Source organism: Pediococcus sp. AC40 (assembly GCF_030252485.1).
Classification (GTDB): Bacteria; Bacillota; Bacilli; order Lactobacillales; family Lactobacillaceae; genus Pediococcus; species Pediococcus acidilactici.
The window spans coordinates 1,584,803-1,611,113 of record NZ_CP127012.1 but is presented as its reverse complement, the minus strand read 5'-3'; the positions used below and the strand labels follow the sequence as shown (position 1 = coordinate 1,611,113).

Below are 26,311 nucleotides of genomic sequence, written 5' to 3'. Positions count from 1 at the left end.
GTGGAAAAGAAAGATTTATTTGATCAAATAACAGAAGTTACGCACAACGCTGAGGATTTGTTAAATAAACTACACGAAACCCAAAGTGCCATGGTAGAAATCATGGAGGAAAATGCCGAACTTAAGATTGAAAACCAACACTTAAGGGAACGGCTTAAACAGGCCACTGCCGCGGAACACGAAAATGAAGGAACCAAGAATACGAAGCACGGTTTATCAAAATCATTGCAAAATTTGGAAAAGCTTTATGCTAGCGGCTACCATATTTGCAACGAATTCTTTGGCAAGCACCGGCAAGACGATGAAGAATGTGCTTTTTGCTTAACCGTTATTTATGGAGATCGTTAATATGTTAACCCAAAAGAGTTTTACCCCGTCATCGGCGGGGTCTTTATATTTAGTGCCCACCCCCATCGGAAATTTAGATGATATGACGTTTCGGGCGGTCCAGATCTTAAAGGAAGCGGACCTGATCCTTGCGGAAGATACCCGTAATACCCAAAAATTGCTCAACCATTTTGCAGTTGACACCAAGCAAATGAGTTTTCACGAGCACAACACCCAAGAGCGAATTCCAGCGATTTTAGAAATGTTAGCGGATGGACGCACAATTGCCCAGGTTTCGGACGCGGGGATGCCCTCGATTAGCGACCCTGGAAAGGAACTGGTGCAGGCGGCCGTACAAGCGGGCTTAAAAGTGATTCCGCTACCGGGAGCCAATGCCGGAACCACGGCCTTGATTGCTTCGGGATTAGCGCCCCAGCCGTTCACTTTTTACGGGTTTTTGGCTCGGAAACCCAAAGAACAACGGGCGGAACTAGAAAAGTTAAAGAACCATCCCGACACGTTGATCTTCTATGAAGCTCCGCACCGGTTGGCAAAGACGGTGAAGAACATCGCCGCCGTAATGGGAACGGAACGGCAAATGGTTTTAGCGCGAGAATTAACCAAGCGTTACGAAGAATTTATTCGGGGCAGCGTAGCAGAAGTTCAGGAGTGGATTGCGTCCACGGAAATCCGCGGTGAATTCGTGGTAATGGTGGCGGGAAATCCCCATCCCCAGGCTGTGGAAAACCAAGATTGGGAATCGTTAACCATTAATGAACATGTGCAAAAGATTATTGATGAAGAAAAAGTCAAACCGACCATTGCAATTAAGCAGGTCGCTAAATTACGCGGACTCGCCAAACAAGAGGTCTATGACATTTATCATCAACTTTAACTTATAATGCAAAGCAGTATTTAGGAGAGAAAAATGGCTGGAAAGATACATGAAGAAGAACACTTGGTAACCTACTATGAAGGAGACCAAACGGGAACGATGACGGTTTCCATGATGGTAAACGTAATGCTGTTAGTATCGGATAACCAAAGCCAAGCCTTAGGCGTCGGCCCCGAGGTGGTGGATCAGACCGGGCTAGGTTGGGTCATCACCCAGTACGTAATGCAGCTACGGAGATTGCCTAACGTGGGCGAACGGATCGTGGTGGGGACCCAAGCGGTGAACCACAACGACTACTTCTGCCAACGGGATTTTTGGATTAAGACCCTGGATGGGGAAAAGATTGTGGAAACTACCGCGATGTTTGTTTTGATGGACCGCACTACGCGAAGGATGCGCAAATTGTTGCCAGAAATCATTGATCCGTACGAATCGGATTACATAAAACGAATTGTCCGATTGCCTAAGTTACAAGAAATTACCGGGGAAACGAACCAGCAGGACTACGCCGTTCGTTACTTCGATATTGATATGAACCACCACGTTAACAACGCACGTTATTTTGAATGGATTTTTAATACCGTGAATGACGATATTTTAGATAACTACTTCCCTAAAATGGTTAACATTCGCTATCATGTCGAAATTCAACCTCACCAAATGGTGCATAGCGTCGTTGAGTTTGACCGGAACAGTTTGCGAAGCAGTCATCAAATTTCGGTAGGCGACACCTTATGCTGTGAAGCCAATGTTGAATGGGCACGGCGTTAAGGGTACAATTAACTTGTTTATAGTTTGGAATGGAGGAGAAGTTAATGAGTATACTTGTAGTAGGGGGCGCCGGTTACATCGGCTCTCACATGGTAAAACGACTAATTGAACAAGGCCAAGAAGTAGTCGTGGTGGACAATTTATCGACTGGTCACCGAAAGGCGGTTGACGAAAAAGCTCGCTTTTACGAAGGCGACATCCGCAACCATGTGTTTCTAAAGGGAGTTTTTGACCGGGAAAATATTGATACCGTGGTTCATTTTGCGGCCTTTTCAATCGTGCCCGAATCCATGGAAAAACCGTTGAAGTATTTTGACAATAACACCGCCGGAATGGTGGCGTTGCTTGAAGAAATGCGCGATCACGACGTTAAACGAATTATTTTCTCTTCCACAGCGGCAACGTATGGGGTTCCTGAAAAATCACCAATTGAGGAAAACGATCGCCAAGCACCGATCAATCCTTACGGGGAAAGCAAGTTAATGATGGAAAAAATCATTCGTTGGGCTGACCAAGCTTACGGAATTAAATTCGTGGCGCTACGGTACTTCAACGTTGCGGGGGCTTACCCGGATGGTTCAATTGGTGAAGATCATGGTCCCGAAACCCACTTGACCCCCATTATTTTACAAGTGGCGGCCGGTCAACGAGACCAATTGAAGATTTTTGGCGACGACTACAATACGCCTGACGGAACCAACGTTCGAGACTACGTGCACGTTTTAGACTTGGTTGATGCTCACATTTTAGCGATTAACTACCTCAAAGCTGGCAACGATAGTGACGTATTCAACCTCGGTTCTTCAACCGGTTTTTCGGTTAAGCAAATGGTTGAAGCTGCGCGAGAAGTTACTGGCGAACCAATTCCAGCTGAAATTGCCGAACGTCGTCCCGGAGATCCTGATTCACTAATCGCGGCTAGCCAAAAAGCGCGGGACGTTTTGCAATGGCAACCACAATACGATGATGTTAAGGAAATTATCCAAACAGCGTGGAATTGGAAGCAACAGCATCCTCGCGGTTATGAAGATCGTTAAATTTTAAATACGTTTTTATGATGATTATAGAAAACAATTGATAAAACATTTTACAATAGAGGCTGAGAAAAATTTTTTCTCAGCCTCTATGCGTTCCTATAGTTGTCGGAAGCCGGTTTCTGTAGGATAATGTGAGAAGGGACTAAAAGAGGAGCGAACTAAATGAAAATTTTAGCATTGGATACGTCTAACGTTGCACTTAGTGTAGCAGTACTTGAAAATGATCAATTACTGGCGATCCAAACCACTAACATTAAAAGAAATCACAGTAAACAGCTGATGCCAATTATTTCACAGACGCTAAAAACGGCAGAAGTTTCGTTAGCAGATTTAGACCGCATCGTGGTAGCCAAAGGCCCCGGTTCATACACCGGGTTGCGCATTGCGGTCACCACGGCAAAAACGTTAGCAATGACGCTGGAAATTGAATTGGTCGGCATTTCTAGTTTAGCAATGTTAGTGCCAAACGCACCTAACGACGGATTGGTAGTTCCGTTCTTTGATGCACGCAACCAAAATGTTTTTGCGGGAATTTACGAAAAGCATGGCATGGAAGTTACGCCGGTGGTTGCCGACCAGCACCTGAGTTTTGAATCTTTGCTGGCAAAAATCAATGAACTGGGACGATCGGTTTACTTTATTAATAACCATTTTGAAAAATTTCAACCGATGGTAGAAGACACTTTGCGAGTAATTGCTGAGCATTCGACCACGTTGAATAGCTTGCCGAACGCCTATGCGCTAGGTTTGCTAGGCTTGCAAAAACAAGCGTTAGAAAATTACTATACTTTTGTACCAGCATATTTACGAGTAACTGAAGCGGAAAGAAATTGGAAGGAAAAACATCCAAACGATGAGAGTAAAGAATCATATGTTCGACAAATTAATTAATTGGGCACAAGGAACCTTATTTAATCGAACGCGCCGGCTAAGGGAAGAAGCCTTCGAAATTGCACATCATAACGTGGTAATTGAAGGACAAAGCTACTTTGTGGCTCAGGCAACTAATACGGACATCCCCGAGATTTTAATGGTGGAACGGGCCGTGTATGATGGACAGACTCCCTGGGACCGGACGGCATTTGCAAACGAGCTAAGAAGAAAGGTCGACCGGTTATACTTGGTGATTCGCCATAATGACCAGTTGATGGGCTTTATCGGGGCTTCATTTAACGACCGGGCGAAGACTGCCCACATTACCAACGTGGCCATTCTTCCCGAATACCAAAATCAAGGGATTGGTTCGTTTTTAATTGAAGCAATTGTGCGGAAGGCCCAGTTTATTGAGTATAAGAAGGTTACCTTAGAGGTGCGGAAGAGTAATATTAATGCCCAGGCGTTATATTTGAAGATTGGTTTTGAAAACGTCGGTTTGAAAAAGGGCTATTACTTTGGTGACCATGAGGACGCCATCGATATGCAACTAGATTTATCGAAATGGCGGGGAGGATATCGTGGAACAAGATAGTTTAATATTAGCAATCGAATCCAGCTGCGATGAAACTAGCGTAGCGGTTATTAAAAATGGTGACACTATTTTATCAAACATCATTGCCACCCAAATTGACAGTCACCAACGGTTTGGCGGGGTGGTTCCAGAAGTGGCTAGCAGACACCACATTGAACAAATCACCCTGTGCATTGACCAAGCAATGAAACAAGCACAAGTCCAGCCAACGGACCTAAGTGCAGTGGCGGTTACTTACGGACCTGGACTAGTGGGTGCCCTCTTAGTAGGGGTTTCTGCGGCGAAGGCCTTTGCGTTTGCAAATCATTTGCCATTGATTCCGGTTAACCATATGATGGGACATATCTACGCAGCTCGGTTCGTCAAACCAATTAAATTCCCTGCTTTAGCGTTGCTAGTTTCCGGAGGACATACCGAACTAGTATATATGGCAGCGGAAAATGAATTTAAGATTATTGGCGAAACACGTGACGACGCGGCCGGAGAAGCTTATGATAAAGTAGGTAGGGTAATGGGATTAAAGTATCCTGCCGGCAAAGCAATTGATGAATTGGCGCACCAAGGACAAGATACGTTCCATTTTCCACGGGCCATGGAGCACGACGACAACTTTGACTTTAGTTTTAGCGGGTTAAAGAGCGCGTTTATCAACACGGTACACCACGCGGACCAAGTTCACGAAGAATTGGATAAAGCGGACTTAGCGGCTAGTTTTCAGCAAAGCGTGGTTGACGTAATCGTGGCCAAGACGGTCCGCGCTTGCAAAGCGTTAGAAATCAAACAGTTGATTTTAGCGGGCGGCGTTGCTGCGAACCGGGGATTACGGGATGCCTTAGACCAACAACTCAGCGCCCAATTTAATGATTTAGATTTCGTGAAGGCGCCCTTAAAACTTTGTGGAGATAATGGCGCAATGATTGGGGCAGCCGGCGAAATGCTGATGCGTCACGGAGTATTAGCCGATTTGACGCTTAATGCCGATCCGAGCCTAGAGTTTGATTGGGAACCGGGCGCGACTAAATAAAAAGAGGTGGCAAAGATGACTGAGCAAATGCACCAGATTCATCAGGTGATTGAAAAGGGAATTCAACAACACTATATTAATGGAGCTTCGTACAGCTTCATTTTACCAAACGAAATTGAAAGCCGTTACGAAGGCGTGCAGGGCGGTAAGGAAGGCAATGTGTGCCTTGATCCTTCGATGATTTACGACGTCGGTTCAATGACTGAAGTAATTGCGACCACGACCCGGATTTTTCAGCTTTTAGCGATTCAAGAAATCCGGTTAAAAGATCCGATTAAAAAGTACCTGCCAGGGTTTTCCAACCCGAATGTGCTAGTGTTGCATTTGTTAACGCACACTAGTGGGATTCCGGTGGAAATTCCGGGAATGTACCGGTTGACCGGGATTGAATTTATCAATGCGCTTTACATGGTTGACACGGATTTTGAGCCTGGCGACCACGTGCAAGTTTCTCCGTTAAATTTTGCCCTTCTGGGAATTATCATTCGGACGGTGGACGGTTCCATTGACCGGGCGGTACAGGACAAGATTTTGTATCCGTTGGCAATGACTAACAGTGGGTTTAACCTTAACCGCCCTAAGATGCGTTTTGTGCCAACGAGAAACGATCCTAAACGGGGACAAATTCAAGGCCAGGTTGAAGATCAGTTAGGATTGTTGTTAAATGGAGAAAGCGGGCATGCAGGCCTATTCTCAACGTTAAATGATCTAACGGTTTTCACCGAAATGATGATTAATCGGGGAAGTTACCAAGGCAAAGAAATTCTTGATCCGCAGTTGTTTGATGGAATCAAGAAGGTGGATGTCGACGGCCAATCGCTCGGCTGGTGCCGTTTCAAGGAAAACCGCGATGTCTTTTACGGCAGCAGCCCAACTGGGTTAATTGCCTTTAATAACCAAAATAAACATGGTCTCGTGTTGCTACACGATTATATCGAGGATGAAAAGGTCCACGTGGCAATGCGTGACGAAATATTAAAAGTTGTTCAATAGAGGATGTGGAAAAAATGGCTAATTTTAAACTTTCAATTCCGACCACCCGTCGGTTACCTTTGTATTACCGCTATTTGCGGCGTTTATCAGACCAAAAAGTAGAAAAAGTTTCCTCCGCAATGTTGGCTGAATATTTACAAATTGATGCAGCAACCATTCGACGGGATTTTTCTTACTTTGGACAAATGGGCCGGCGTGGGTACGGCTACGATGTTCAAAAGCTTTTGGAACTCTTTGATGACGCGTTAAGACAAGATATTAACGCAAACGTTGCTTTAGTAGGGGTAGGGAACCTCGGACGGGCGTTACTAAACTTCAAGTTCCACCGGGTTGGAAATGCACGGATTACCGCGGCTTTTGACGTTGATCCTAAATTGGTGAACACGGTGCAAAACCAGATTCCAGTTTATGACATTAAAAACCTAAAGGAACAAATTAAAGAACAACAAATTACCGTGGCAATTTTAGCGGTTCCTGCAGAAAAAGCTCAAGAACTTACTGACCAGCTGCTAGAAGTTGGGATTCAAGGAATTTTGAACTTTACTACGGTTCCACTGACCGTGCCAGAAAAAGTGATTGTGCAAGACGTGGACCTTTCTGTGGAACTACAATCGCTAATTTACGGAATTAACCGGCGGGAAATTGAAGAATTAGAATAAATGTATTGAAGGCTTACTGTTTATATATTGCGGTAAGTTTTTTTATTAGCTTAAGAATGGGTTATGGATACGTGGTCTTTAATTTAAAAGATAGGTGCATAAGTATATAGAATACTAAGATAGTGGAAAAATCTTAGATTTGCTAAGAAAGGGATGGATTTTTGGAAAAAGCTGGCATCTTGCTAGTGAACTTTAATTTGGTTGAGTTTCGTGCTCGTTGACTCAAAAAAGAGACCAGAATTTGTGAAAAATTCTGGTCTCTTTTTATTTGTAATTAATCAAATTTATAACTCGATTAGTTAGCTTGAGCGCCACACTTGTTGCAGAACTTAGCACCTTGAGCAAGCGGTGCGCCACAACTACCACAAAATGCGCTCGCTGATGATGCGGCATTATTTGCATCTCCGCTTACGGCGTTAACAATTTGTTGTGTGTTTTGAGCTCCTTGTTGAATTGTGCGGTCCGTTTGTGCTCTCACGTTGCGATCCGCTTGATATGTAGCTAATTTTTGGGTGAGTTTTTCTTCTAATTCTTCACTATGATGTGCTTCGAAGAAAGGTAAGTCAATTGTTTTACTAATTCCGGAACGTTCATAGTTAAACGTGGTTCTGATTCCACTACCAATTAAAAGCACCCCAACGATAATTGCGATTAGTGTCGAAAAGAATGACGAGCCCATTAGCGCTACTCCAATAATTGCAATTAATAATCCTAAAAAGATTGAGCTCAGCTTATATGATTTCGATGTGTATACGTTAGTAATTCCTGAAAGGGGAGATGAATCTTTTTGCTTACCGGCAGGAACCAAACCAAAGAAAACTGTATTTGGCATATTTACCCGTAAGAAGGCGTCATCTAGTGTAATGCTTCCCTTTACCTAAAACGCTAATAAACTAACGGAAAACGCATCGCTATCGTTTTCAACAACTGCAGATTGTACCATTGTTATTCCTCCTAAATTAACAGATATAACCATTATATATTCACAATTAAGGTTTTGTAAACCTCTTTTACAAAGTATCAGCAGGAGAAACAAGTCCACCCTGCTTCATTAATAAAAAAACTAGGAAATTTATCTAACTTTCCTAGTCGCAAATTGCAATAGTAAGTTAGCCAGTGCCGATAAAGCACACAGACGAAAGGGCTCATGGGAGTTCCAGGTGGATCAGGATTAGGCGGCGCGGCCTTTGCGCGCACGTGCTAATTCCTTTCGAAATACTTCAGCTGGTGTACAGAACTTAAGTAAGCGGCGCGGGAGATGGTTGAGCCGAGATTCAGCTTGACGGGCCAGACTGGGTGTAGCTAGATCGAGTGATTGCCCCTTAGGAAAGTAACGTCTGAGTATACGATTGTGGACCTCATTAGTGGCGCGTTCGGCCGAGCTATAAGGGTGGGCATAATAAGTCTCGGCAACACCCTCAAGCGCAGCCGTTAGCGTGGTGAACTCTGTTCCGTTATCCGCCGTGACTGTCCGCATAACGTCACCGAATTCAGCCGTAATATTTTGCATGGCATAAGCCACAGATTCAGCGTCTTTACCCTCGATCAAGCGGACAATCTCATAGCGCGTTTTACGTTCGGTAAACGTTAATAGGACACTCTCGCTACCAGCACGTTTGCCAATGACAGTATCGATCTCAAAATGACCAAACTCGTGGCGCGTTTCTACTCGCTTTGGCCGTTCTTCAATACTACGACCGAGTAGGCGCTGATGTTGGTGCGAGTGGTGCTGGGTCGTCCGGCGTTTTGTTTTTTCCAGCAGATCAAGGTTACGGATCTCCAATAGTTGCGCATCGATATAGTTGTACAAAGTCTTCGTACAGACCATTTTGGCCGGCTTAAATAACCGGTGCTTACGGGCATAACCAACAGCAGCGTCCGGAGACCAGCCCTCATGGCAGAACTTATCATCAAAGTAGGCTAAGAAGGCCGTCACTTGGCTAAATTTTAATGGACGTCCACAGTTTTGCCGCTTTATTTCATAGCGATTCTGAGCGGCTTCAGGGCTGTAAATTTCAAAGTAGTGTTTCTGATTATTAACGCGTTTAACTTGCGTGACTCGACCACGCTTGAGCTCATTATTGACGGTCTGGTGGCAGACGCCTAATCGAATCGCTATTTGCCGTGCTGAGCATCCTTCAATGTGCCAAGCGGCGATTTGACCGCGTTCGATTTCCGATAAATGGTGACCTTTTGGGCGTGGTGTGATAGACTGTTCTTGCATCAAGACGAAAACTTCTTTCATTGTTTGTTGTAGGAACTTCAATGATACCTGAATTTTTCGTCTTGGTGTTTTTTTTTTTTACCATTTTGGCTGCGTGGCTAACTTAATTATAAAACGCGCGTAACTTTCCTAGTCTTCTTAATTAGTATTAACTTATTTTAGTTTCAAACCAGAAACTTCCAAGTTACGTTCATAGGTCTTAATGGAATCACTAAGGGTAGAAACGTTGTCATCAGAAGTAATCTTTTTATCTTTGATGTTTAATTTACCATCGTTTAACGATAGGTTGTTTACTTCAACGGCAACATTTTCAGGTTCGTCATCGTCATCTGCGTCCGAAGAATTGACGCTATAAATTGCAACAATTGATAATTTGTTGCTAGATGAAGTACTATTTTCGGATGCATCTGCGACTTCTACTTTGCTTGAAACTTCGTTGTCGTCGTCATCGTAGTATTCTTCTTCATTTTCGTTATACGGAGTTACGTACAAGTTAACAAACTTGGATGTGTATTTTTCATCAGCGAATTGTTTGTCATCTGTATAATCAGACATGACAGTGTCGGTGGCATCCGTAATGTCGTCAACGTTAGTAATTGATTTACTATCAATTAGTCCGGAAATCTTATACTTGAACGTTCTTGAACCAGTGTATTGGTGCTTACCACTACTATCTTTAAAGGCTGCTTTTGGGAGCGTGAGTGAAATAACATCTCCGTTGCTAAGGTGACCATTGTTTTTAACCTTAATGTTGCTATTGATTAAGTCAGAATTTTTACTTGAAAGTGCTATTTGTCCCTTGCCATTAATTCCGAGGGCTTTGATTTTAAGTTGGTTAAAAATCTTATTGGAAGAAACTTTGGTAGTTTTTTTCAATCCCTTAACTGTGAACGTTTTTTTGCCGTCACGGAAAGGAAGTTCCGAATTGCTGTTTTTAAACGTTACGGTAACCTTATCGCCATTTTTAAGTTCGGTTGATTTCCCTTTGAATTCTAATCTAGTCGAAGAAAGGTCCTCTATTGATGATTGAATTTTATATTGATCTTCTGAAGAAAGCATACTGTAATCAAATGTGTCAGGATGAGACACTATTTTATTAATTACGTCTTTTTTTATGTGATCCTTTTGCAATACGCGCCGGGTCATGTACTTATTTACGGATTCGGCGTTACTTATTGCTGCATCACCATGTCCGTTATAACCATAGAATTTTACTTCAATCCGGGAAATGATGTTGTTGCTGTGGTAGTCGTATCCTATTTTTGCACCTGCAGCAATGATAATGATTGCAATCACGCCGTACACTAATTTTTTATTTTGGGTAATAAATGTTTTAAATTTATCCATTGTAATCTCCTTTAATTATTTCAAGACAAAGTAGAGCGTCACACTATAATCGTCATCGACTAATTCACTAGCGTCATCGTATCCAGCTCCCGCAAGGACTTTCTTCAAATCAATATTCGCCCGATATGCAGGATGCCCTTTAAAAGTTACTTTATGAGCTGTATCAATGGTAGCTAAGCGTACTCCCCAGCTCTTCAAGAAAACCTTGCTTCCCTTAGCAGACCACTTAACTTTGCCAAAACCATCCATGCTGTCTTGGTTACCTGAAAACTTTACTTCATGGTCAGGTTTGAAAACCGCTTTTGCGGATTTATCGTAGGTTACGTCATCATCAGCACGCATTCCAACCGTCATGACTTTGTTTTGCACGGCGTATTGACCGCGATTGGCATAACGATAACCGCCGGCAATGGCGATTAAGATTACAACGATGATGGCGATCCACTTATGTTGTTTAATAAAATTCATTCCTTAACTCCTCCATAGTATTTTGGTTAATAAGTATTTTGGCAATCGTCCTCGATACTTTAACTACTAGTCCAGATCGCACCTTTTAAGCAACTAATCCTAAGTAGATATAAGGGCTTTAATAAACACATAAAAAAATTCATTTCCTAGTAACCGAAAAAAATAAATACTAAAAAATGGATTTGGATAAGGTGATTGATTTCTCAAAAGGCGTCAATGACTAGTGATTAATTTCTTAGTACGCAAACAATTCAATGAAAGACATAATTATTTACGTTACTAATCTGATATTCCCTCCCTATAAAAATTTTAGGTATTAGTACCGTAGACACTATAAAATGTTATCACTAATGTTTTTATATTCATATAGATGAAATGAAAAAATATGTATTATTTTGAGGGTTTTCCAAATGGTAGACTAGATTTAAATTTATGGTATAACTGATAAATTCAGTCAAAATGGATGGTACATTGACCTTTTAGGGGAAGGATACTTGGATTTTAAGGATGGTGCCGTTACTTTTTTGTGCCATTTTATATACTTTTTTTATATGAATATAATGTTGAAATAGCATTGCGTAAGAGTTACACTTTAAAGGTATGAGTGAGAGGATTAATTAATACATATTAAGGAGTAGGATTATGGAAACTAAAAAGCGTTTTAAAATGTATAAGAGTGGTAAAAAATGGCTTGTAGCGGCAATTGTCGCCGGAGGAATGGTAACGGCTGGTAGCGTGGTAAGTGCGAACGCCGACGAAGTCGCAACAGCTAACGCTCCCGCACAAACACTCCAAACTGAACAAGTTCAAGAAAGCACGGCGGCCGTAACTAGTGCGACTGTTAAAGCCGACAGTAGTGCTGCAAATTCGGTTAGTGCGGCTTCCAGAAAAGTAAATAGTTCAGCAGCCCCAACTAGTGCGACAGCCTCAAGTAGCGTGGCTTCAACATCAGTGGTTAATAAGGCTAAAGATAGTCAAATTGCAAAAAATGCAGTTGCAGATGATAAGAAAGATATAAATGAATTTACAGCTCACAATCCTGAAGATAGCCAAAAAGATGTAAAGAATAATGATGGAACTAAGGAATCCACAAAAGTTACGCAAGATAATAAAAAAGACTCCGGTACAGTAGGTACGGTAAATTGGACCCTTGATAACCAAGGAACTTTACATCTAAATAGTGGGGATTTAGAGCATGGAAGATATGATAAAAATTGGAATAAAAATGATGTAAAGGTCATTCAATTTGATGGGGAAGTCACATGGAATTTTGAAACTTTTGGAGACTACTTTTTTAGTGAATATGAAAATTTAACTAAAATCATTAATGCAGACAAATTAAGCTTTGGAAGCTCGGAAACAATTTCATTTGCTGATAACCCACAATTAAAGACGATTGAGGGAATTGAAAAATGGGATACAAGTCATCTAACAAGGTTAGCATCTGTTTTTCAAGGAGATAGTAGTCTAAATAATTTAGATTTGTCAAAATGGGATACAAGTCAAGTTGAAAATATGGGGATTATGTTTGCCCAATGCAGATCATTGAGTAATTTAAATGTTAAGGGATGGGATGTATCTAAAGTACACTCCTTTAACAGTATGTTTAATATGACAACTAGTTTAAGTGATTTAGACTTAAGTAGTTGGAAAAATTCGGCGATTAGTGAAGGGCATGATTATAGGTCCATGTTTACTGGTTCCGGTATTGAGCATTTAAACTTAGGTGGGCTTTATATTGATAGTAATTTAGATTTTACTGATTCAAATTATCTAAAGAGTGTTACGGTTGGACCAGTTACCTCGAATGTGTACTTTGTATTGAGAGCTGGGGATGATAAAAAATGGAAAATTGAAAGTACGGGTAAAACCTATACTTCTGATGAAATTGAAGACTTCCTCAATAAAAACGGTAGTGACAAAGCAGAGACGTATACGTTAGTTACAAACGACGATAATCAACCAAACAACGATAAAGACGACTCTCATAGCAATAATTCAGGTCAGAATGATGGCAAGAATGATACCAACAACAATAAGCCGGGTCAAAATGATGGCAAGAACGATACCAACAACAATAAGCCAGACCAAAATGATGGCAAAGACGATGCTGACGGTAATAAGCCAGACCAAAACAACGGCAAAAACAACGCTGACAGTAACCAACCTGCACAAAATGATGGTAAGAACAATGCTGGCAGCAATGCATCAAATGCAAATGATGTAAATAATGGAAAGCACGCTAATGGAGACGACACTGCTGCAAATAATGCGCAAGCAACCGACGCTAACAACCAACAAAATGGTGGGGTAATTGTTGATCCAAATGGTGGTATTAACAACGGTAATGCCACTGATTATGCTGGCGCACAATCAAATGCGGTGTTTGCGCCACAAGATCGTGCAAACGGCCAAACCCGTTCTAAACAATCTAACCAAGCATCTGCTAAGACTTTGCCACAAACGAATGAAAAGAAACAATCTACAACGTTACTTAGCGTAATTGGCTTAGCAATGTTAAGTCTATTGGCAGTAGTTGGCTTAGTTAAGAAGCAACGCAAAAACTAGATAATCGAATTTCTATAATTACGAACGTATTAAAGGGCGAATTCAGGATTTCTGAATTCGTCCTTTTTTTGCATCGGTCTTGCGAATAAATCCGTAGGCAAGAGGTTAGCGAGTTATCCTAGCTTCACCATGGTTAGCCAATCTTTAAAGACAGGTAGTTCACCGCGCGGTTAACAAAGTGATTAGCTTTGTCGAATCACCACAAAGTGTGCTGAAGAGCATTAACATATGCACGTATAATAAACGATACAGTAGTTTGAGAAAAATAATTAAAGGTCGGAAAATGCCGTCAAAAAAGCATTTTAAGTATCAAAAATAAAACTTTTAGTGCTAAAAAATAAAGTAACCAGGTTTAAAGAATAAGGAAAGGGTGTGATAAGTCACCGATATGCAATTATTACTGTTTTAGGAAATTAATGGTGGACTAGAAACCACTTAATCTAAAATTAGTAACGGTCTTTAGCGTATTTCGTAAATTCTAGAAAGGAGCGAAAGACTCTATTTAGCAACGCTGGCGTATACTTGAGGAGTAACTACTAACAAACGAGGCCGGGTAAAACGGTTTATTTTTTTCATAGTACAATCGCTACTAGAAATTATTTTTTAACAGCGGTAAAATGGTTAAAAGTATAATAAACGATACATTAACTTTGGTAGACAAAGATTGTTCGGAATCGAATGGTAAAAGGTTAATTTTTTGGTAAGGTTCGGGGTTTGGGGACGGTAAAATCGCGAATCTTTTTTGGTTGTAATAATATATGTATATTATATAGTTGACTATATTTTGTTATCAACAGAACCAAAAACCTTTATTGTCGACTTATAACAAGACGCGAGGTGCAATATGAGTGCAAATATAAATATTGGAAAATTAATTAAACAAGTTCGTAAGGAGAGCGGGTTGACCCAAGAAGAGTTAGCTGAGAAAAGTGATTTATCAGTTAACTTCATTTCGCGAATTGAAAGAACTGATAACCAAAACATTAGCTGGAAGAATATCGAAGCAATTGCTGAAGCATTAGGGTTGAGTACAATTGAACTATTACAGGTCAATGAAAATCGGCAACAGCATCGAGGATTATATTTAACTAAACTAATGCGGATTTTAGAAGAGATGAATGAATTGGAAGCGGAAGAGTTGTCTAAGAACTTCATTGATATTATTGAATTACTACAACGAAAAAAATAACGGTTAGCAATGTAGCGTCGGAGAAGTTACTCGTGCCTTAGTAATTAAAATAAAAATTATTTATTGATTAGACCGCAAAACCTGCACAAGGTTTTACGGTCTTTTTAATACTTTTATCGATAAAACGCATACATAGTTTATATGCTTTGCTATAATACCCATATTCAATGATGGGGATGTATTAGAAAGAGGGGAGTCATTAATGTTAGAAATTGACCAGGTTAGTAAATACTTTGGTACATATTGTGCCGTCAGTGAAGAGTCTTTTGTGGTTCGTCCAGGTGAAATTTTAGGTTTGATTGGTCAAAACGGCGCGGGAAAGACGACTACTTTTCGGATGATTTTAGATTTTTTAACGCCTGATGAAGGGCAAATTAGGTGGGATGGAAAACCAATTAACCAGTTGAAACGCGACTGGATTGGCTACCTTCCTGAAGAACGGGGGTTATACCCCAAGATGACTATTGAACAACAAGTACTGTTTTTTGGCCAGTTACACGGGATGAAGAAGCGCGATATTTTAGCTCAGCTAGATGAATGGATGGAGCGTTTCCAAGTTAAGGGGAAACGCAAAGAAAAAATTAAGAACTTATCCAAAGGAAATCAGCAAAAGGTCCAGCTGATTGCGGCATTGATATTCATGCCTAAGCTGGCGATTCTAGATGAACCTTTTTCAGGGTTGGATCCGGTGAACGCGGGGTTATTAAAAGCAGGTATTCGGTTCTTACGACAGAATGGTACCGCGATTATTTTTTCTAGTCACGATATGACAAACATTGAAGATTTGTCGGATCAGCTGGTGATGCTAAAGGACGGCAAAGTAGTTTTAAATGGGAAGGTCAACGAAATTCGCCAGCAGTTTGGCGATACGCGGGTGTACTTGCAGACAAACCGATTCACCCAACCAGAGCTAGCGGCCATTCCGGGAGTACAACGGGTAAGTCAAAGGGCAGACCAGTTTATTCTGGAATTAGAAACGCCCGCGGTGGGCCGCCGAATTTTTGAATTGGTAACTAAGGATGGCTACCTAAAAGAATTTAGCCAACAACCGCCTACTTTAGACGAAATTTTCAAAATTAAGGCTGGTGACTAAGATGAATAAATTAATGATTATCGCAAAACAAGTTTTAAAAAAGAACGTGACTAGTTTTTCTTGGTGGTCGCTGGTCTTATTGCCGCTGATTATCGCGGGGGTCATGGTGGGCATTGGTATTTATAGCGGACATAAAGACTCTAAAGCTACCGTGGCGGTGGTGGCGCCGTCAGAAATTGTGCAGGAACTTTCTGCTACACAACACGCAGATTTGCGCTATCGGGGATACTCCTCTAAAAAGGATGCTGAACGAGCGCTGAAAAGCACTAAGGTTGATGGGATCCTAACCATCGATGCGCGTATGCAACATTCAAAACTAACGGTCAATAAAGAGGGGGCCGACGTTGAAGAGACCAACATTCAACAAGATTTAGCGGTTTTAAATACGGCTAATACGGCCAAAGCACTCGGTTTAAGCCAACAGCAGCTAGCCCAATTGTTACGGACTCCGGAGCTAACTACGAAAATGGTTAGCCTTAAGAAGGGACGGTTAACCACGATCAATTCCGGCAACCGGCAACTCAGAATGATTGTTGCCCAATTAATTGCGTTACCAATGTACATTTTCTTAATTAGTTATGGAAACGTAATTGCCCAAGAAATTGGTACAGAAAAGGGTTCTCGAATTGAAGAATCAATTTTAACCGCGGTGAAGGCGAAAACCCAATTTTACGGCAAATTGCTTGGTGTGGGGATTTTGACTTTAATCCACCTACTGGTTTACCTGGTAGTTGGGGTGGTGGTTTGGTTAACCAGCGGCCAATCTGGCAAACTGCACGATTTAATTAATCAAATTCCGTGGCACGAAATCGATCTGCCGTTCCTCAGTATTTCAATTGGCTTTTTCATCTTGGGAGTCTTTACGTACGCAATTTTAGCGGCCCTTTGCGGTTCACTGGTTACCAACCAGGAACAAATTGCGCAAGCAGCGGTACCAGCCACTTTAATCGCGATGGTGGGCTTCTTCGCGGCAATTCAGGCTCCGGATAGTCAAGGGATGGTGACGACTGTGCTAAGTTACCTGCCGTTTACCAGTCCGATGGTAATGCCGGTGCGTTATGGCGTTGACCAAGCGAGTCTGAGTGCAACCGGGGTGGCCGGGATTATTAACGTGATTTTCTTGCTAGTTTTTTGTTGGCTGAGCGCGAACGCTTACGAGCGCAACGTGCTTGTTTATAACAACAAGGGAATTTTTAAAGCGTTGCGGCACAGTTTACAAATGCAACGTAAACGTCATTAACCGCAAAAAAGGGCCAGGATAAAACTTGGAAATTGGCGAGTAGGCAACCAGCCTTAGATTTTGCAATGCTTACTATCAATGTAGAGTTAACCAAATTAAAACGGGGCTGTGATAAAAGTCTTTAAACAAAAAAACGGTTCGTGAGGTAAAACGTCCTCACGAATCGTTTTTATTTTGGGGTTTTGACTTCAATAGAGTCGAAACGTGTGCCAAAAGCCAGTTTGTTCCGCTTAACCAAAAATTGACCATGATGCCAAATTCAGACATCATGGTCAATTTTCAGTTAATGCTCGCAAACTACCCGACTTTTGTCGCACTCTCGTTTTTTATTCTTTGAGCCGTTAACTAAAAAATTAGTCGTTTAAATTGTATCTTAACTTCATGTGAGCCGAACCTAAAGTAACCATTTCGCCGAGTAGCTTAGTTTGACGGGTGAAGGATTCGTGAGCTAATTTTTCGTTAGCTGCTTCCAAATACTTCACGGGATCGCTTTGCGTAGCGAAGTTTTGGTCGGCTTCATTTTGGATATGCCGGTAAGCACCCATTGCTTCAAGTTCAAAGGTGTTCCGTAAGTCAACGTACAGATCGTAATCGGTATCACCGAGGAGAGCGGTTGTGCAGCTTAACCAGTACATGTTGTTAAGGTCGAACGTGCCGGTGGCATTTTTATAAACGTCCGGGGTATCGTTGACGTTTGCATAGAATGGAACCACCGTGTTAAACGTGTTGGCCCCGTATGCTAGCCAGTGGATACCGGCAATTTCAGCAGGCACGTCGTTACGAATTTGCAAGATGTGCACGTTGTGGTTCCGGTTAATGCCGATTGGCCGGAAGAGTTTCTTTTGGTCTTCGGTGCCGTTACCGTAAGGGTCGTATTCCGTATTTTCAAAATGCGAACTCAAAACAAACTTAACGTCTTCAATTGAAATCTTCTTGTCGGCGTGGCAAATGAACGGTAAGTCTTGGTCCATCGGGTCGTGTTCGATTTCCGGATTGAAGTATTTTTGTCCGTACCATGTCCGCGGGTTGTTGTAAACCGTGTCTTTAATCGATGCACTACCGAAAATGTGGCGGAAGTTGTACCCATCGTAGTCGGGATTAAGGTGATATTTTTCGATCAAATCTTTTAAGTCTGCTGAGCACAAAGTGTCGTCAGAATTAAAGTCAAAGTGGTCGATGTTCATCCGGTTAGGAGCAACTACGTAAGCATCGTCAGGAATCCGTACCGCTGCCCAGTGGTGTCCGCCGATGGTTTCAAGCCACCAAACTTCTTCCTTATCAGAAAAGGCAATTCCGTTTGGTTCGTAGGTTCCGTATTCTTCTAATAGTTCACCCATCCGCAAAACACCTTCCCGGGCGCTGTGAATGTATGGTAAAACTAACGTAACGATGTCTTCTTCGCCAATCCCGTTTTCTACGTAAGGATCAATTCCAAGAATCCGGGAATTAGTGGTGATGGTTTCGGTAGCGGACATTGCAACGTTTTCGCTGTTGATTCCGGCTGCCGGCCAAATTCCGTTCGTTAAAATGGAGTTTGGCATGGAAGTGTAACGTAATGGATTATCGGGAAGCTTAACTTCCACGCCGCTGATTACGGCACGATAATTTTGGGGTTGTTCATCGGGATTAACAACGACAAAACGTTGGGGATCGAGGGCTTCATGGCCGTCGTCGTTCCGTGAAATAATCGTTGAACCATCGATGGAGGCCTTTTTACCAACTAAGATAGTGGTACAAGAACCGTGAATGCGTTTGTTCATTGATAAACACTCCTTTATTATTTTATATGTTCATTATATAACTTTTACACAAAACTCACAGGAACAATAGGCGAACAATATTTATTCGAAATACCCTTTAAGTGAAATAAAGTTCGTTATTCGTCTTTTTAAAAGCCGATTATTATGCTAAAATGTTCGTTATAAACTGAAAATGATTACTGATATAGTGGAGGATGAGATGAAGGAATTTGAGTCGCAAGTTTTACAAGAAGAACGGTTGTCGACGCCAAAGACAATTCTGCTGGCGTTTCAGCACTTGCTAGCAATGTACGCGGGGGATATTTTAATCCCGCTTTTGATTGGGCAGCTTTAAAATTTAACGCCCAACAAATGACCTATTTAATTTCCGTGGACATTTTTATGTGCGGGATAGCAACTTTCTTACAGATTAAGCGTACGCCGCTGACTGGGATTGCCTTACCGGTGGTGCTCGGCTCGGCTGTGGAATATTTGGCCCCGATGGAGCACATTGGAAACACCTTTGGTTGGGGATACATGTACGGGGGCGTCATTGCCGCCGGAATTTTTGTTTTCTTAATTAGCGGACTTTTTGCGCGACTACGGAAATTCTTTCCGGTAGTGGTGACCGGATCACTAATTACCTTAATTGGCTTTACGTTAATCCCGGTTGCTTTTCAGAATATCGGGGGCGGCAACGTTGCGGATCCGCATTTTGGGAGTGCTAGCAACTTGATTTTAGGTTTTGTAACTGCACTAATTATTATTTTAATTCAAGTGTTCACTCACGGGTTCGTTAAACGGATTTCAGTTTTGATTGGCATTGTAGCCGGGTCGGTAATCGCGGTTTTGATGGGATTAATTGATCCAACGCCGATCAGTCAAGCAAGCTGGTTAAAAATTCCGCTACCGTTTTACTTTGCGACTCCGAAGTTTGAATGGTCCTCCATCTTAACGATGTTGTTAGCCGCGGTAACTTGTATGATTGAATCTACCGGAGTTTACTTTGCTTTGGCGGATATCACGGAACGGAAACTAACGGCGGACGATTTAAAACGCGGGTACCGCTCGGAAGGGATTGCGGCAATCCTAGGCGGAATTTTTAACACCTTCCCGTATTCAACCTTTTCCCAAAACGTGGGAATTGTGCAATTATCCGGAATTAAAAAGCTGCGGCCGATCTATTTCTCGGCGGGGATGTTGTTAATTTTAGGATTGATTCCGAAGTTTAGCGCGATTGCAACGTTAATTCCTACGTCAGTCCTTGGCGGGGCGATGCTAGTAATGTTTGGCATGGTTGGAGCCCAAGGAATTAAGATGCTGGCGGCGGTTGACATGACGGTAAATAACCTATTAGTAATTGCGGTTTCAATTGGCGTTGGTTTAGGGGTAACTACCCAGCCAACCTTGTTCCACATTTTACCGGCAACCGTGCAAACCATTTTAGATAACGGAATGGTGGTTGGGTGCGTGACGGCGATCATCATGAATCTTCTATTAAATGGTTCTAAGGGACTAGACGAAACGCGCGAATCCTCAGCCGAATAGCCTACGCACGTTAACAAAAAACGACGGTTATTGTCTGGATTGGGCATAATTGTCGTTTTTAATTTAATGAAGGCGAAAAATGAGATAAAAATAATACAGAAAAAGAGGTTGGAAAAATTCCAACCTCTTTTGAGTTCTTATTTAACTTTTGGTGTTTCAGCGATTGTATCAGTCTTGCCTTTAGCAAATTTTTGAATCGCTACGATCCGTGCTTGACGGCGACGACGTTCGCGTTTGCCAGAAACTTTACGTGCACGGGCGAATGAATTATATGGTGACTTCATGGTCTTCCTCCTCAGCAAAAAAATAATCAATTACTATTTTATGATGAATAATGGAGAAAAGCAAATAAATTATTAGACGGATTGCCGGCTAGCGTTCATCCGGGTCACAATTCGTAGAGCCAGCTGACCAAATACGCGAATTAACACCACTTGGATTGGCAACTGAATGATGTTGCTAATGATCCGTGCCGAATTGTAGTACGCAGCCGCCGCCGCGCCAAAGTAAATCGACTGCCAGATGAAGTTTAAGCCCATGGTAACCACCAGCATAACGAGAAGGCGGGCAATCAAAATTCGCCACCAGTCAAACTTACCTTGATATAGGAAAACTGATTGAATGACGTTGCCCACCATGGCGCTAATGGCCCATACGGGAAGGTACGGACCAACCGGGTTAGAAAAGTAACCGACCGTGTCACTGACCAACCCAAACACAATTCCAGCCCAGGGGCCAAACAGCCCGGCAACGATGGCCGATGGAATATACTCGAAACTAACCAAGGTAAACTGGGGCGTTAGATGGATGGTTGTGTAACGAGCCAACACTACATCTAAGGCCGCCAATAAAGCCATCATGGTTAGGTTTCGCACGGAAAAAACTCCCTTAATACTAAAAAAATCCTTCATGCAAATCCCTCCATTTCTTTATTGGCCGCAAAACGAAAAGGAAATAGCATGAAAAATTCCCTCTTCAACGGCGAGATGCGGAACCGATATCGCTGCTAGGCATTCGTTCGTCGAACAACTCTCCGTCTCGACGACACTTAACGCACCGATTCCTACTCCATTGATAGAGCTAAATTTATTGTAGTCCCTTTTACTTGAAATTCAAGGAAAAAAGTTTTCGGTAAGCGAATCGGAAATTAGCTATAATGGAAATGAGTGAAGGAAGAAAGCACAAACGAATGGAGAAAATATGCGATATCGAATTGAAAATAATTTAGAAGAAATTATTAGTGCACAAAAAGTATTACAACGGTTAGGAGCCAGTCAACGGTTAATGCAAAAAATTCGCCAAGACGGGCGGTTAGTTGACGAAAACGAGCGGGCGGTGGCGTTAAAAGACAAGGTTATGCCCTTTGAACCCTTTTGGATTGAACTGCCGGATGAGGATTCTGACCCAGCGGTACCAGTTAGTGATCAACCGCTCGACGTTATTTATGAAGATGATAATTGGTTAGTGGTTAATAAACCTGCGGGTCTAACTGCGGTTCCCGGGCCAAGTAACCGTACGGATACCTTAGTTAATCGGATTAAGGGGCACTGGCAAGCTAACGGAGCAGTTAACTTGGTACCCCATTTAATCACCCGGTTGGACCGGTTTACGAGCGGGATCACCCTCGTAGCTCGTCATCAAGTGGCTAACAGCCTTCTAAGCGAGCAAGTACGTCACCGAAAGATTAAAAAAACGTACCTTGCGCTAGTTGACGGGGTGGTTAGTGCTGAAAAAGGGACCTTTAACCAGCCGCTAGGACTAGCTGCCGATGGAATCCACCGGGAGGTTCAAGAAGGCGGGCAAAGCGCTACGACCAGCTTTAAAGTGGTCCAACGTTTTGCAAATCAAACGTTGGTACAGGTTCATTTAAAAACTGGACGTACTCATCAAATCCGCGTACACTTTGCGGACGCGGGGCATCCGTTAGTGGGCGACCAACTATATGGTGGTCCCATGGACCGGGGAATTGAGCGACAGGCTTTGCACGCGCAATCCATCCGCTTTTTTGATCCATTCACGAATCAGAAATTAGAGTTTACGGCTCCCTTGCCCGCAGATTTACAAGCAATCGGGATGTAGGTAGTTTCGAACAACTTTAAACGAGTAGAAAATAATTGATTGAAGAGGTAGTTATGACAACAGAAGGCAATTTTGAAAACATAAACGTAACGTTAGGAGACCCAGCGTTTGACGCCATGCTAATGCAGTTAAATCACGAGGTGAACAGTAGCAACGCGTCCGAATACAATTTCATGGGTAACTTGACTCAGGAAGTCGGTGACCAGGTTTGGGCGGTTCCCGCATACTTGAGTGAAGATTACGCCTTATTTTTCCTATACACCGCGATTGAAACTGGCGATTGGGTAGTGGCCTTTTCGGAAGGAACGCAAACGGACGGACAGTTTAACCTAGGCACGCCGTTGACGACTGGCCAGGGATTGAACCGTTTGTACGAAAAGAATCCGAACCGGGCAAAGATGGTTTTGAGTTTTGTAAACGACTTGGAAAAAGCCGGCGAAGGCATGTGGCGAATGGTGGAATTGTAAGACAAGCCCGCAAGTTTAGCTGAGAATCATTTAAGAGGCCCTCAGGCGATGTTTAAACATCTGGTAAAACGTTGGAATGGCCGGAAAATGACCTAGTGGAATTATGCTATAATAAAATCCGATTATGAAGAAGAAGGGGGCAACGCGATGGTAACGATTTTAATCGTAATTTTGTTGGTGCTGGCACTAGGCGGCGGATTTTGGCGTCGGGCGCAAAAGCACCAGGAAGTTTTACGAGAAGCGCGGCAAGCAGCTAAAAAGCTGACTGCCCAGCAACAAGAAGCGACCCGCCAAGCAGTTCAAGAATATCAACAAAAAAGTCACCAAGAAACGGAACAGTACCGGATGACCATTAGTCAAGAACTCGACGATGATCAACGTGATAACCAACGCAAGGGTGCTTGGATTGAGCAACGAATGAAGTTGTTGGAGCAAAAGCGCAATGCACTTGCCAACCGAGCAAACCTGTTATCACAGAAGCGCCACGAGTTGCAGGGCCGGAAAAATACGGTTAAGGAAACTTTGAAGCAGGCGGACCAGTTGATTGCTGAACGATGGCAAACGTTGCAAAACGTGGCTGATTTACCTGAAGCGCAGGCACGTGACGCGGTTTTGCAAGCCACTAAGGAAGATGCGGAACAATCCCAAGAAGAGTTTGTTAACAATGCAGCAACCGAATTAGAAAGTTCAAAGGAACGGGAAGCAGAAGATTTGATTGCGTTGGCAATGGAACATAGTAACGTGGTCAGCGTGCAGTATGAAAATCACCGCGGCTTGGTTGCCGATAACCAAGAATACTTGGGAAAAATTATTGGTAACTCCGGACAAAATGTCCGAGCGATTGAAGCCTTGACCGGGGTAGACGTGATCATTGATGACCAAACGAAAGAAGTAATCATCAACGGATATGACCCGGTGCGGCGTGCTACGGCTATGGAAGTAATTAAATCTATTAAGGGTGAAAAACGAGTGCTTCCCGACACGATTGAACGGCTGGTGAACCAAGCTAACCGGACGATTGACGAACGCATTCGACATTACGGTGAAAATGCGGTTCGGGAATTGAAGCTGAAGCACGTGGCACCAGACTTGATTAAAATTATTGGGCGGATGCATTATCGAACCAGTTACGGACAAAATATTTTGGAACATTCTATCGAAACGGCTAAACTAGCAGGAATTTTTGCTACTGAATTGGGCGAAAATGCTGCATTGGCCCGGCGTGCGGGGCTTTTACATGATATTGGGAAATCTATTGACCGGGATATTGAAGCTACGCACGTTGAACTGGGAGTAGAGCTAACCACGAAATTCCGAGAAAACCCAGTGGTGATTAACACGATTGCTTCGCACCATGGAGACGTTGAATCTAAGTACGTAATTGCTGACCTTGTTGAAGCAGCGGACGCGATTTCTGGTGCTCGTCAAGGAGCCCGAAGCGAATCAGCGGCAGATTATTTGCAACGGATTAAAAGCTTGGAAGGAATTGCTAATGACCAGCCGGAAGTACAGGAAAGTTACGCAATTCAAGCGGGTCGCGAGCTACGGGTAATCGTTTTGCCTAAGGAAACTAACGATCGCAGTATTAAGAACGTGGCTACTCACGTTAAGGACCGCATTGAAGATGAGGTTACTTATCCAGGACAGGTCAAGGTTACGGTGGTTAGAAAACTGGAAATTGTAGAATACGCGGAGAAAAAGCAAGCATGAGTCAAGATAATGTCGAACAATTAAACCAAATCAACCATTTTGTGATGAAGAAATTGCAAAACGACTTGACCGGACATGATTACGCCCATATCCAACGGGTGGTAAAGATGGCCCAAAAGTTGATGGATGATCGTGATGAGAAAATCAACCGTTTTGTGGTCTTTGCGGCTGCCACGTTGCACGACGTGATTGACGAAAAGATTGTTGAACAAACCAAAACTGCTGAAGACGAAGTGACCCGTTTTTTGCGGGAATTGGCGGTTAGTGACTATGACATTGCGCATATTTTCGATATCATTACGCACATGTCATTTTCGGATAATTTAGAACATAAGTATAAGCTTTCTTTAGAAGGGCAGATTGTGCAGGATGCCGACCGGTTGGATGCAATTGGGGCCATTGGAATTGCACGCACTTTTTATTATGGGGGCGCGCATGGGCACATAATGTATGATCCTGAGATTGCGCCGCGTGAGGTAATGACACATGCCGAGTATCGGCAAAATCAGTCGGTAATTAACCATTTCTATGAAAAGCTACTTAAGCTAAAGGACGAAATGAACACTCCATTAGCCCAACAAATTGCTGAAAAACGCACCCAGCGGATGAAGTCGTTTTTAACGGAATTTATTGCCGAATGGAATCAAGAAAACTAGGAGGAGTTAGGGATGTTACGAGATATGCCTAATGTGCCAAAACGATTTGTGATACTAGCGGCGTTAGTGGTAATCGTTTTGGTAGCAGGGGTCAAGATGCAAAGCATGTTTATGCTTTTTGTGGACCAACTGTTTAGCAGCGCCGTACAAAGTGAATTTATGATGTTTTTAGAACCCGTGATGCGACTAATCACGATGATTGCCGACACTAAAATGGGATTGATTTACGCAGTATTGATCGCAGCGTACTTGTGGTTGCGGCAAGGGCAACGGGTTGATGCAATTTGGGTGATTTGCACGATGTTTGGCGGAGCAGTTGTGGCTTACCTTTTAAAGGAATTTGTCAAACGTCCGCGGCCTACGATTGCTCAAATTATCCCTGAAACGGGATATAGTATGCCGAGCGGCCACACTTTTGAAGCGTTCTTAGTTTTAGCGTTTCTTTACCTATTCTTCGTACGGCCAATGGCAGAATCATCGTTGAAAAAAGCTTGCACCGCCGGGTTGGTAATTTGGCAGATTTTGGTAATTTGGTCCCGGATTTTTTTGGGGGCCCATTACCTCACCGATACCTTAGTGGCGGTTGGCTTAGGAACCGTTTGGCTATGGGTGGCCATCATGTTATATCACAGCTTGTACGATACGATTGCTAACTACATAGAACCTAGCGTGGGTCGGCACCACCAGCGGTAGTAATTTGGATCCCTAAGAGTATAGTTAAAGCTTATTTGGGTGGATTAAAGGGAGTTCTCCACATGGTAAGCGTTAATCGTACTTATATTACAAAGAGCTTCTCAAGAATTTTTAGA

Annotated in this window: 25 protein-coding genes, 1 pseudogene and 1 riboswitch; of the genes and pseudogenes, 19 read left to right on the top strand and 7 right to left on the bottom strand. The window is 42.7% G+C overall.

The genetic code is table 11. From position 1 onward, the window contains the following. The 9 genes from NL111_RS07980 (at nt 1) to NL111_RS07940 (ending at nt 7,174) form a co-directional block, all read left to right on the top strand. The gene (locus NL111_RS07980; protein WP_002832330.1) at nt 1-348 is read left to right on the top strand and encodes a DNA replication initiation control protein YabA; all 348 of its coding nucleotides are present in this window, start codon (nt 1-3) and stop codon (nt 346-348) included. A gap of 1 nt (nt 349) precedes the next feature. Then, nucleotides 350-1,222 (top strand): 16S rRNA (cytidine(1402)-2'-O)-methyltransferase, encoded by an 873-nt coding sequence (gene rsmI, locus NL111_RS07975; RefSeq protein WP_285110130.1) that lies wholly within the window; start codon nt 350-352, stop codon nt 1,220-1,222. Between the two features lie 33 nt (nt 1,223-1,255). Further along, entirely contained in the window at nt 1,256-1,993 is a 738-nt protein-coding gene (locus NL111_RS07970; protein ID WP_285110129.1) for an acyl-[acyl-carrier-protein] thioesterase, read from the top strand. Between the two features lie 44 nt (nt 1,994-2,037). Continuing rightward, the gene (gene galE / locus NL111_RS07965) at nt 2,038-3,030 is read left to right on the top strand and encodes a UDP-glucose 4-epimerase GalE (protein ID WP_024862965.1); all 993 of its coding nucleotides are present in this window, start codon (nt 2,038-2,040) and stop codon (nt 3,028-3,030) included. A gap of 162 nt (nt 3,031-3,192) precedes the next feature. After that, nucleotides 3,193-3,921, top strand: coding sequence for a tRNA (adenosine(37)-N6)-threonylcarbamoyltransferase complex dimerization subunit type 1 TsaB (gene tsaB / locus NL111_RS07960; protein WP_008841867.1), 729 nt, complete (start codon nt 3,193-3,195; stop codon nt 3,919-3,921). Next, a complete protein-coding gene (gene rimI / locus NL111_RS07955) occupies nt 3,902-4,498 on the top strand; it encodes a ribosomal protein S18-alanine N-acetyltransferase (RefSeq protein WP_005918056.1) in 597 nt (198 codons plus the stop codon). Before tsaB ends, rimI begins: the two co-directional genes overlap by 20 nt. Next, nucleotides 4,485-5,522 carry a tRNA (adenosine(37)-N6)-threonylcarbamoyltransferase complex transferase subunit TsaD gene (tsaD, locus tag NL111_RS07950; RefSeq protein ID WP_285110128.1) on the top strand — a complete coding sequence of 346 codons (1,038 nt, stop codon included), beginning with the start codon at nt 4,485-4,487 and terminating at the stop codon, nt 5,520-5,522. The genes rimI and tsaD overlap by 14 nt, the downstream gene beginning before the upstream one ends. 15 nt (nt 5,523-5,537) lie before the next feature. Next, a complete protein-coding gene (locus NL111_RS07945; protein ID WP_004166117.1) occupies nt 5,538-6,515 on the top strand; it encodes a serine hydrolase domain-containing protein in 978 nt (325 codons plus the stop codon). 14 nt (nt 6,516-6,529) lie between these two features. After that, nucleotides 6,530-7,174: a redox-sensing transcriptional repressor Rex gene (locus NL111_RS07940; protein WP_002832321.1), complete on the top strand. Its 645-nt coding sequence runs from the start codon at nt 6,530-6,532 to the stop codon at nt 7,172-7,174. Nucleotides 7,175-7,469: 295 nt separating this feature from the next. Here the strand turns inward: NL111_RS07940 and NL111_RS07935 are convergent, their stop codons facing one another. From NL111_RS07935 to NL111_RS07920, 4 genes are all read right to left on the bottom strand, one after another. Continuing rightward, nucleotides 7,470-8,006 (bottom strand): zinc ribbon domain-containing protein, encoded by a 537-nt coding sequence (locus NL111_RS07935; RefSeq protein ID WP_285110127.1) that lies wholly within the window; start codon nt 8,004-8,006, stop codon nt 7,470-7,472. Between the two features lie 339 nt (nt 8,007-8,345). Beyond that, nucleotides 8,346-9,419, bottom strand: a complete 1,074-nt coding sequence (locus NL111_RS07930; protein WP_128212102.1) for an IS30 family transposase — start codon at nt 9,417-9,419, stop codon at nt 8,346-8,348. Nucleotides 9,420-9,551: 132 nt separating this feature from the next. Further along, nucleotides 9,552-10,745 carry a hypothetical protein gene (locus NL111_RS07925; RefSeq protein WP_285110126.1) on the bottom strand — a complete coding sequence of 398 codons (1,194 nt, stop codon included), beginning with the start codon at nt 10,743-10,745 and terminating at the stop codon, nt 9,552-9,554. 15 nt (nt 10,746-10,760) lie between these two features. Next, on the bottom strand, nt 10,761-11,213 hold the full coding sequence (locus NL111_RS07920) for a hypothetical protein (RefSeq protein ID WP_002832318.1): 453 nt from the start codon (nt 11,211-11,213) through the stop codon (nt 10,761-10,763). A gap of 642 nt (nt 11,214-11,855) precedes the next feature. On the opposite strand from NL111_RS07920, the gene NL111_RS07915 reads away from it, so the two are divergent. The 4 genes from NL111_RS07915 to NL111_RS07900 all read left to right on the top strand — a co-directional run bounded on the left by NL111_RS07915 (nt 11,856) and on the right by NL111_RS07900 (nt 17,303). Beyond that, nucleotides 11,856-13,781: a BspA family leucine-rich repeat surface protein gene (locus NL111_RS07915; RefSeq protein WP_285110125.1), complete on the top strand. Its 1,926-nt coding sequence runs from the start codon at nt 11,856-11,858 to the stop codon at nt 13,779-13,781. Between the two features lie 844 nt (nt 13,782-14,625). Continuing rightward, a complete protein-coding gene (locus NL111_RS07910; RefSeq protein ID WP_004166113.1) occupies nt 14,626-14,970 on the top strand; it encodes a helix-turn-helix domain-containing protein in 345 nt (114 codons plus the stop codon). Between the two features lie 202 nt (nt 14,971-15,172). Continuing rightward, nucleotides 15,173-16,063, top strand: a complete 891-nt coding sequence (locus NL111_RS07905; RefSeq protein ID WP_285110124.1) for an ABC transporter ATP-binding protein — start codon at nt 15,173-15,175, stop codon at nt 16,061-16,063. A 1-nt stretch (nt 16,064) separates the two neighbouring features. Continuing rightward, complete coding sequence (locus NL111_RS07900; RefSeq protein WP_285110123.1) at nt 16,065-17,303, top strand: ABC transporter permease; 1,239 nt, start codon at nt 16,065-16,067, stop codon at nt 17,301-17,303. A gap of 353 nt (nt 17,304-17,656) precedes the next feature. On the opposite strand, the gene NL111_RS07895 is transcribed toward NL111_RS07900, so the two are convergent. Then, a complete protein-coding gene (locus tag NL111_RS07895) occupies nt 17,657-19,063 on the bottom strand; it encodes a C69 family dipeptidase (RefSeq protein WP_058120834.1) in 1,407 nt (468 codons plus the stop codon). Between the two features lie 199 nt (nt 19,064-19,262). On the opposite strand from NL111_RS07895, the pseudogene NL111_RS07890 reads away from it, so the two are divergent. Continuing rightward, nucleotides 19,263-20,590 (top strand): annotated as a pseudogene (locus NL111_RS07890) (nucleobase:cation symporter-2 family protein). 137 nt (nt 20,591-20,727) lie between these two features. Here NL111_RS07890 and NL111_RS07885 read toward each other — a convergent pair. Together NL111_RS07885 and NL111_RS07880 are read right to left on the bottom strand one after the other, a co-directional pair. Further along, complete coding sequence (locus NL111_RS07885) at nt 20,728-20,874, bottom strand: hypothetical protein (RefSeq protein WP_002832310.1); 147 nt, start codon at nt 20,872-20,874, stop codon at nt 20,728-20,730. 72 nt (nt 20,875-20,946) lie between these two features. Next, complete coding sequence (locus NL111_RS07880; protein WP_002832309.1) at nt 20,947-21,501, bottom strand: folate family ECF transporter S component; 555 nt, start codon at nt 21,499-21,501, stop codon at nt 20,947-20,949. 66 nt (nt 21,502-21,567) lie between these two features. Further along, a riboswitch (THF riboswitch) is annotated at nt 21,568-21,663 on the bottom strand. A gap of 127 nt (nt 21,664-21,790) precedes the next feature. Here NL111_RS07880 and NL111_RS07875 point away from each other — a divergent pair. From NL111_RS07875 to NL111_RS07855, 5 genes are all read left to right on the top strand, one after another. Further along, nucleotides 21,791-22,669 carry an RluA family pseudouridine synthase gene (locus NL111_RS07875; RefSeq protein ID WP_285110122.1) on the top strand — a complete coding sequence of 293 codons (879 nt, stop codon included), beginning with the start codon at nt 21,791-21,793 and terminating at the stop codon, nt 22,667-22,669. Between the two features lie 53 nt (nt 22,670-22,722). Beyond that, nucleotides 22,723-23,136, top strand: a complete 414-nt coding sequence (locus NL111_RS07870; protein WP_004165533.1) for a hypothetical protein — start codon at nt 22,723-22,725, stop codon at nt 23,134-23,136. Nucleotides 23,137-23,283: 147 nt separating this feature from the next. After that, the gene (gene rny / locus NL111_RS07865) at nt 23,284-24,846 is read left to right on the top strand and encodes a ribonuclease Y (protein ID WP_002832304.1); all 1,563 of its coding nucleotides are present in this window, start codon (nt 23,284-23,286) and stop codon (nt 24,844-24,846) included. After that, nucleotides 24,843-25,502, top strand: a complete 660-nt coding sequence (locus NL111_RS07860) for an HD domain-containing protein (protein WP_285110121.1) — start codon at nt 24,843-24,845, stop codon at nt 25,500-25,502. Before rny ends, NL111_RS07860 begins: the two co-directional genes overlap by 4 nt. A 12-nt stretch (nt 25,503-25,514) precedes the next feature. Next, complete coding sequence (locus NL111_RS07855) at nt 25,515-26,195, top strand: phosphatase PAP2 family protein (RefSeq protein ID WP_285110120.1); 681 nt, start codon at nt 25,515-25,517, stop codon at nt 26,193-26,195. The last annotated feature ends 116 nt before the right edge of the window (nt 26,196-26,311 follow it).

Coding starts and splice junctions, on each gene's coding strand:
- rsmI (WP_285110130.1), top strand. CDS start 350: ATGTTAACCCAAAAGAGTTTTACCCCGTCATCGGCGGGGTCTTTATAT.
- NL111_RS07970 (WP_285110129.1), top strand. CDS start 1,256: ATGGCTGGAAAGATACATGAAGAAGAACACTTGGTAACCTACTATGAA.
- galE (WP_024862965.1), top strand. CDS start 2,038: ATGAGTATACTTGTAGTAGGGGGCGCCGGTTACATCGGCTCTCACATG.
- tsaB (WP_008841867.1), top strand. CDS start 3,193: ATGAAAATTTTAGCATTGGATACGTCTAACGTTGCACTTAGTGTAGCA.
- rimI (WP_005918056.1), top strand. CDS start 3,902: ATGTTCGACAAATTAATTAATTGGGCACAAGGAACCTTATTTAATCGA.
- NL111_RS07945 (WP_004166117.1), top strand. CDS start 5,538: ATGACTGAGCAAATGCACCAGATTCATCAGGTGATTGAAAAGGGAATT.
- NL111_RS07940 (WP_002832321.1), top strand. CDS start 6,530: ATGGCTAATTTTAAACTTTCAATTCCGACCACCCGTCGGTTACCTTTG.
- NL111_RS07935 (WP_285110127.1), bottom strand. CDS start 8,006: ATGCCAAATACAGTTTTCTTTGGTTTGGTTCCTGCCGGTAAGCAAAAA.
- NL111_RS07930 (WP_128212102.1), bottom strand. CDS start 9,419: ATGAAAGAAGTTTTCGTCTTGATGCAAGAACAGTCTATCACACCACGC.
- NL111_RS07925 (WP_285110126.1), bottom strand. CDS start 10,745: ATGGATAAATTTAAAACATTTATTACCCAAAATAAAAAATTAGTGTAC.
- NL111_RS07920 (WP_002832318.1), bottom strand. CDS start 11,213: ATGAATTTTATTAAACAACATAAGTGGATCGCCATCATCGTTGTAATC.
- NL111_RS07915 (WP_285110125.1), top strand. CDS start 11,856: ATGGAAACTAAAAAGCGTTTTAAAATGTATAAGAGTGGTAAAAAATGG.
- NL111_RS07910 (WP_004166113.1), top strand. CDS start 14,626: ATGAGTGCAAATATAAATATTGGAAAATTAATTAAACAAGTTCGTAAG.
- NL111_RS07905 (WP_285110124.1), top strand. CDS start 15,173: ATGTTAGAAATTGACCAGGTTAGTAAATACTTTGGTACATATTGTGCC.
- NL111_RS07900 (WP_285110123.1), top strand. CDS start 16,065: ATGAATAAATTAATGATTATCGCAAAACAAGTTTTAAAAAAGAACGTG.
- NL111_RS07895 (WP_058120834.1), bottom strand. CDS start 19,063: ATGAACAAACGCATTCACGGTTCTTGTACCACTATCTTAGTTGGTAAA.
- NL111_RS07885 (WP_002832310.1), bottom strand. CDS start 20,874: ATGAAGTCACCATATAATTCATTCGCCCGTGCACGTAAAGTTTCTGGC.
- NL111_RS07880 (WP_002832309.1), bottom strand. CDS start 21,501: ATGAAGGATTTTTTTAGTATTAAGGGAGTTTTTTCCGTGCGAAACCTA.
- NL111_RS07875 (WP_285110122.1), top strand. CDS start 21,791: ATGCGATATCGAATTGAAAATAATTTAGAAGAAATTATTAGTGCACAA.
- NL111_RS07870 (WP_004165533.1), top strand. CDS start 22,723: ATGACAACAGAAGGCAATTTTGAAAACATAAACGTAACGTTAGGAGAC.
- rny (WP_002832304.1), top strand. CDS start 23,284: ATGGTAACGATTTTAATCGTAATTTTGTTGGTGCTGGCACTAGGCGGC.
- NL111_RS07860 (WP_285110121.1), top strand. CDS start 24,843: ATGAGTCAAGATAATGTCGAACAATTAAACCAAATCAACCATTTTGTG.
- NL111_RS07855 (WP_285110120.1), top strand. CDS start 25,515: ATGTTACGAGATATGCCTAATGTGCCAAAACGATTTGTGATACTAGCG.